This window comes from Microbacterium sp. UBA3394, from assembly GCF_002358725.1.
In the GTDB taxonomy this organism is placed as follows: domain Bacteria; phylum Actinomycetota; class Actinomycetes; order Actinomycetales; family Microbacteriaceae; genus Microbacterium; species Microbacterium luteum.
Window position 1 is genome coordinate 1 of sequence record NZ_DEPK01000005.1, and the last position, 5719, is coordinate 5719.

General features: G+C 67.5%; 7 protein-coding genes and 1 pseudogene. All 8 read left to right on the forward strand.

All coding sequences use genetic code 11. The features are described 5' to 3' along the window. Positions 1–102, forward strand: a pseudogene (locus B4E30_RS00180) (RNase adaptor protein RapZ); the annotation flags it as partial. A 40-nt stretch (positions 103–142) separates the two neighbouring features. Continuing rightward, positions 143–1120, forward strand: coding sequence for a DNA-binding protein WhiA (gene whiA / locus B4E30_RS00185; RefSeq protein ID WP_071043594.1), 978 nt, complete (start codon positions 143–145; stop codon positions 1118–1120). Between the two features lie 133 nt (positions 1121–1253). Further along, positions 1254–1883 (forward strand): superoxide dismutase, encoded by a 630-nt coding sequence (locus B4E30_RS00190; protein ID WP_071043593.1) that lies wholly within the window; start codon positions 1254–1256, stop codon positions 1881–1883. Positions 1884–1982: 99 nt separating this feature from the next. Beyond that, positions 1983–2993: a type I glyceraldehyde-3-phosphate dehydrogenase gene (gene gap, locus B4E30_RS00195; RefSeq protein ID WP_071043592.1), complete on the forward strand. Its 1011-nt coding sequence runs from the start codon at positions 1983–1985 to the stop codon at positions 2991–2993. An 8-nt stretch (positions 2994–3001) separates the two neighbouring features. Then, on the forward strand, positions 3002–4219 hold the full coding sequence (locus tag B4E30_RS00200) for a phosphoglycerate kinase (protein ID WP_071043591.1): 1218 nt from the start codon (positions 3002–3004) through the stop codon (positions 4217–4219). After that, a complete protein-coding gene (gene tpiA / locus B4E30_RS00205; RefSeq protein WP_071043590.1) occupies positions 4207–5010 on the forward strand; it encodes a triose-phosphate isomerase in 804 nt (267 codons plus the stop codon). Before B4E30_RS00200 ends, tpiA begins: the two co-directional genes overlap by 13 nt. Before the next feature lie 101 nt (positions 5011–5111). Further along, positions 5112–5360, forward strand: a complete 249-nt coding sequence (gene secG, locus B4E30_RS00210; RefSeq protein ID WP_071043589.1) for a preprotein translocase subunit SecG — start codon at positions 5112–5114, stop codon at positions 5358–5360. Further along, positions 5360–5716, forward strand: a complete 357-nt coding sequence (locus B4E30_RS00215; RefSeq protein ID WP_071043588.1) for an RNA polymerase-binding protein RbpA — start codon at positions 5360–5362, stop codon at positions 5714–5716. Before secG ends, B4E30_RS00215 begins: the two co-directional genes overlap by 1 nt. The last annotated feature ends 3 nt before the right edge of the window (positions 5717–5719 follow it).

The window sequence follows — 5719 nt, forward strand, 5'->3', positions numbered from 1 at the left end:
AAGCACCGGTCGGTGGCCACGGCCCGGGAACTGGCCTCACGGCTGTCGGGCACGCCCGGAGTGGCCGTTCGCCTGACCCATCGCGACCTCGGTCGCGAGTAGGCTGGAGGATCGTTCCACCCCAGAAAGACCGAGGAGACACGTGTCGCTGACTGCCGACGTGAAGGCCGAACTCGTCGCCGTACGAGACCCGCGACCGACGGCCCGCGTGGCCGAGCTGACGTCACTGCTCCGTTTCTCGGGAGGGCTCCACTCGATCGCCAACCGCGTCGCGGTCGAGGCCGAGCTCGATTCCGATGTCCTCGCCCGACGGGTCGCGCGGGAGTTGGTGGAGCTCTACGGCGTGCGACCCGAGCTCGCGCACGTGCAGAGTTCGGCGGGTCGTGCCGGCGGCCACGTCGCCGTGCGCGTCATCGACGGCGGTGAGACGCTCGCGCGGCAGACCGGCCTTCTGGATCAGCGGCGTCGACCGGTGCGTGGCCTGCCCAACAAGCTCACCACCGGCTCACGGGAAGATCTCGCGGCCGTCTGGCGCGGCGCTTTCCTCGCATCGGGGTCGCTCAGCGAGCCCGGTCGATCCGCCTCGCTCGAAGTCGCTTGCCCGTCCTCCGAGGCCGCGATGGCCCTCGTCGGGGCCGCCCATCGGCTGAGCATCCCCGCGAAGGCGCGGGAAGTCCGCGGCATCCCGCGGGTCGTCGTCCGGGAGGGGGAGGCGATCCGGCTCACCCTCGCGCAGATGGGAGCATCGAAGGCCGCCGCCGACTGGGATCAGATGAGGCAGCGCCGCGAAGTCCGCGCTGGAGTGAACCGCCTCGTCAACTTCGACGATGCCAACCTGCGTCGATCCGCTCAGGCGGCGGTCGCCGCGTGCGCACGCGTCGAGCGTGCGCTGGAGATCCTCGGTGACGGGGTACCCGACCATCTCAAACAGGCCGGAGAGCTCCGGCTCGCCCACCGTGACGCCAGCCTCGACGAGCTGGGTCACCACGCCGACCCGCCGATGACCAAGGACGCCGTCGCCGGACGCATCCGTCGGCTCCTGGCGATGGCCGACAAGAAGGCCGAGGTCGACGGAGTTCCTGGCACCGAGTCGGCGGTCCCCATCGGCGTCGAAGACTGAGGCCTCGGGCTTGTAGAACACGCTCGGCGGGGGAAGCAACCCCCTCACCACCCTGCTCACCGTCGATAGGATGAGAAGGTCACCCTCGCCGCGCCGGGGCTCTCGGCGCGACGCCGACTAGGAAGCAGAGAATATGGCGACGTACACCTTGCCCGACCTCCCCTACGACTACGCGGCACTCGAGCCGCACATCAGCGGCAAGATCATGCAGCTGCACCACGACAAGCATCACCAGACCTACGTGACGGGTGCCAACACGGCGCTCGAGCAGCTCGCGGAGGCCCGCGAGACGGGCAGTCTCGCGAACGTCAACAAGCTCGAGAAGGACCTCGCGTTCAACCTCGGCGGCCACGTGAACCACTCCATCTTCTGGACGAACCTCTCGCCCGAGGGCGGCGGACGTCCGGAGGGGAACGAGCTCGCCGCCGCGATCGACGAGTTCTTCGGCGGATTCGAGAAGTTCCAGGCGCACTTCACCGCGGCGGCCACCGGCATCCAGGGTTCCGGATGGGCGGTCCTCAGCTGGGACCCGATCGGCGAGCAGCTCATCATCCAGCAGCTGTTCGACCAGCAGGCGAACACGGCGATGGGCACCGTGCCGATCTTCCAGCTGGACATGTGGGAGCACGCGTTCTACCTCGACTACCTCAACGTGAAGGCCGACTACGTCAAGGCGGTCTGGAACATCGCGAACTGGCAGAACGTCGCGCAGCGCTTCGACGCCGCCCGTGAGAAGACCTCGGGCCTGCTGGTACTGTCATAGCGAGCGCGGGCGTCCCGGCGGGAACGCTCGCCGGGACGCCGCTGTCCGACTGAATCGCAACAATCGCGCACCCGCGCACGACACCTCAGGAGCAACTCCGTGACTGTCAAGATCGGTATCAACGGCTTCGGCCGCATTGGACGCAACTTTCTCCGCGCCGCCCTCGAGCAGGGTGCGGACCTCGAGATCGTCGCGGTGAACGACCTCACCGACAACAAGACCCTCGCCCACCTCCTCAAGTACGACTCCGTCGGCGGCCGCCTCGCCGAGGACGTGTCCTTCGACGGCGACTCCATCACCGTCGGCGGCAAGAGCATCAAGGTTTTCGAAGAGCGCGACCCCGCCAACCTGCCCTGGGGCGACCTGGGCGTTGACATCGTCATCGAGTCGACCGGACGCTTCACGAAGGCGGCCGACGCCTCGAAGCACATCCAGGGGGGCGCCAAGAAGGTGCTCATCTCCGCACCCGGCACCGACGTCGACGGCACCTTCGTCATGGGCGTCAACGACGCCGAGTACGACCCGGCGACCATGCACGTCATCTCCAACGCGTCGTGCACCACGAACTGCCTGGCGCCGCTGGCCAAGGTCTTCAACGACAACTTCGGCATCGAGCGCGGCTTCATGATGACCGCGCACGCCTACACGGCAGACCAGAACCTGCAGGACGGCCCGCACGGCGACCTGCACCGCGCTCGTGCGGCTGCCCTGAACATCGTTCCCGCGTCGACCGGCGCGGCAAAGGCCATCGGCCTGGTGCTGCCCGAGCTCAACGGCAAGCTGAGCGGCTCCTCCTACCGGGTGCCGATCCCCACCGGCTCGATCGTCGACCTCACGCTGATCACGCCGACCGAGGGACTCACCAAGGAGACCATCAACGCCGCGTACGAGAAGGCGGCGGCCGAGGGCGAGCTCGCCGGCTACCTGGCCTACAACGCCGACCCGATCGTCTCGACCGACATCGTCCACGACCCGCACTCGTCGATCTTCGATGCCGGCCTGACCAACGTCAGCGGAAACCTCGTCAAGGTGTCGTCGTGGTACGACAACGAGTGGGGCTACTCGAACCGTCTGGTCGACCTCACCGAGCTCGTCGCCTCGAAGCTCTGATCCACGCCATGGCACTGCGCACCCTCGACAACCTGGGTTCGCTCGCAGGCAAGCGCGTCATCGTCCGTTGTGACCTGAACGTCCCGCTGCGGGACGGGGTCATCACGGACGATGGTCGTGTGCGAGCATCCCTGCCGACGCTCAACGCTCTCATCAACCAGGGAGCACGCCTCGTGGTGTGCTCGCACCTGGGCCGCCCCGGTGGCGAGCCGAACGCCGCCTACAGCCTCGCGCCCGTCGCGCAGCGCCTGTCCGAGCTGCTCGGCAAGCCCGTCGCCTTCGCACGCGACACCGTCGGCGAGTCGGCTCATGATGCGGTCTCCTCCCTCGAAGACGGCGACATCGCCGTGATCGAGAACCTGCGCTTCAACGCGGGTGAGACCGCCAAGGACGAATCCGAGCGCCGCGCATTCGCTGGCCAGCTCGCAGAGCTCGGGGATGCGCTCGTGTCCGACGGCTTCGGCGTCGTGCACCGCAAGCAGGCGAGTGTCTACGACCTCGCGGAACTGCTGCCCTCCGCTGCCGGTCTCCTCATCGCCAAAGAGCTCGAGGTGCTCGATCGACTCACCGAGACGCCCGAACGGCCCTACACCGTGGTGCTCGGCGGGTCCAAGGTCAGCGACAAGCTCGGTGTGATCGAACACCTGCTGCCCCGCGTCGATCGGCTTCTGATCGGCGGTGGCATGATGTTCACGTTCCTGGCGGCCAAGGGACACAAGGTCGGCTCGAGCCTCCTCGAGGAGGACCAGCTCGAGACCGTCAAGGGATACATCGCCTCCGCCGAAGATCGCGGCGTCGAGATCGTCCTGCCCGTCGACGCGGTCGTCGCGTCGGCCTTCGCAGCGGATGCCGATCACGAGGTCGCTCCGGCAGACGCGCTCGAAGCGACCGCCTTCGGTGCGTCCGGATTGGGACTGGACATCGGACCCCGTACGGCCGACGAGTTCGCGGCGCGCATCCGTGACAGCCGCACCGTCTTCTGGAACGGGCCCATGGGCGTGTTCGAGATGCCGGCATTCGAGTCGGGCACGCGGGCCGTCGCTCGCGCGTTGTCGGAGGTCGACGGTCTCGGCGTCGTCGGCGGCGGCGATTCCGCGGCCGCCGTGCGACAGCTCGGCTTCGCTGACACCGACTTCGGTCACATCTCGACCGGTGGTGGCGCGAGCCTCGAGTTCCTCGAAGGAAAGAAGCTCCCCGGACTGGAGGTCCTCGGATGGCAGCAGTGAACACCTCCGATGCGCGCACCCCGCTCATCGCCGGTAACTGGAAGATGAACCTCGACCACCTGCAGGCGGTGGCGTTCGTGCAGAAGCTGCACTGGACGCTCAAAGACGCCAAGCACGAGGACGGCAGCGTCGAGGTCGCCCTCTTCCCGCCGTTCACCGACCTCCGGACGGTGCAGACGCTGCTCGACGCGGACAAGATCCCCTTCGCGCTCGGCGCGCAGGATCTCTCGGTCAAGGACTCCGGTGCCTACACCGGCGAGATCTCGGGCGCGTTCTTGAGCAAGCTCGACTGCGGATACGTGATCATCGGACACTCCGAGCGTCGTGAATACCACGCGGAGTCGGATGAGGTCGTAGCGGCCAAGGTGCAGGCGGCGCTGAAGCACGAGCTCGTGCCGGTGATCTGTGTCGGTGAAACGGCGGAGGACCTCGAGAAGCACGGCGCCAGCGCCGTTCCGGTCGCTCAGCTGAAGGCGGCGCTGCACGATGTGCCGGCGACCGCCGACATCGTCGTCGCCTACGAACCGGTGTGGGCGATCGGATCGGGTCAGGCCGCCACGGCCGAGCAGGCGCAGGATGTCTGCGCGAAGCTGCGGGAGGTCATCGCGTCCGAGCTGGGCGCAGACGCTGCCGCTCGCACGCGCGTGCTCTACGGCGGCTCCGTCAAGGCGGCGAACATCGCCGGCTTCATGCGACAGGCCGATATCGACGGTGCGCTCGTCGGCGGTGCGAGTCTTCTGGTCGACGAGTTCTCCTCGATCATCCGCTACCAGAAGCACGTCGGCGTGTGAGCGACACACCCCGGCCGCCTCTCATCGGCGGTCGGGGTATCGCTTGCGTATACTGAACGCTTGTGCGATCCGACGCGGTCGACGAAAGGTGTATGGAACCAGTGCAGATCCTCGAGTTCGTGCTGCAGGTGCTGCTGGGTGTGACCAGTCTCCTGCTCACCCTCCTCATTCTTCTCCACAAAGGGCGTGGCGGCGGCCTGTCCGACATGTTCGGCGGCGGCATGACCTCCGCCCTGGGCTCGTCGGGTCTCGCGGAGCGCAACCTCAACCGGTTCACCGTGATCCTTGCGCTGGCGTGGTTCGTGTCGATCGTGGCCCTCGGCCTCATCACGAAATTCCAGGCTTTCTGATGGCTACGGGAGGAAACGCCATCCGCGGCACGCGCGTCGGTGCCGGCCCCATGGGCGAACAGGATCACGGCTACCACGCCGACCGCGTCGCGATCTCGTACTGGGATGCGCTGGGGAACGAGACGGTGCGCTACTTCGTCGCGGACATCGATCCGGCCGAGATCCCCGACGTGATCGACTCGCCGCACTCGGGCCTTCCGGCGGGGCGCGACAAGGAGAACCCGCCCGCCGTCGCGAAGACCGAGCCCTACAAGACCCATCTTGCGTACGTCAAGGAACGTCGCTCCGACGATGAGGCGGCGCAGCTTCTCGACGAGGCGCTGACCCAGCTGCGGGAGCGTCGCGGCCAGGCCTGACGA

Coding starts and splice junctions, on each gene's coding strand:
- B4E30_RS00200 (WP_071043591.1), top strand. CDS start 3,002: ATGGCACTGCGCACCCTCGACAACCTGGGTTCGCTCGCAGGCAAGCGC.
- tpiA (WP_071043590.1), top strand. CDS start 4,207: ATGGCAGCAGTGAACACCTCCGATGCGCGCACCCCGCTCATCGCCGGT.
- B4E30_RS00215 (WP_071043588.1), top strand. CDS start 5,360: ATGGCTACGGGAGGAAACGCCATCCGCGGCACGCGCGTCGGTGCCGGC.
- B4E30_RS00190 (WP_071043593.1), top strand. CDS start 1,254: ATGGCGACGTACACCTTGCCCGACCTCCCCTACGACTACGCGGCACTC.